We start from the raw sequence: 235 nt of genomic DNA on the forward strand, positions 1-235 counted from the left end.
GACCTGGAGCGGCAGCTCGACGGTGGTCGCGACCGGGATCGGCAGCCGGTGCACCCCGATCCGGTAGGTCCGCGCCAGCCCGCTGCGCTCCGGGTCGCCCAGCGCGGGCCCGCAGAACAGCACCAGCGGTGCCCCGGCGCCGGCCCGCCAGCCGTGCTCGCCCTCGACGACGAGACCCCACAGCGCGACGCAGCCCAGCACGGTGCCGGGACCGAACCCGACGCCGCCGACCCGG

Annotated in this window: 1 protein-coding gene; it reads right to left on the reverse strand. The window is 78.3% G+C overall.

Annotated elements, in window-relative coordinates; all coding sequences use genetic code 11:
- The coding region (locus tag GTW08_RS25725; protein WP_161152657.1) for a hypothetical protein at positions 1-235 on the reverse strand (235 nt) is incomplete at both ends.

The sequence above is a fragment of the Pseudonocardia sp. SID8383 genome, from assembly GCF_009864975.1.
In the GTDB taxonomy this organism is placed as follows: Bacteria; Actinomycetota; Actinomycetes; order Mycobacteriales; family Pseudonocardiaceae; genus Pseudonocardia; species Pseudonocardia alni.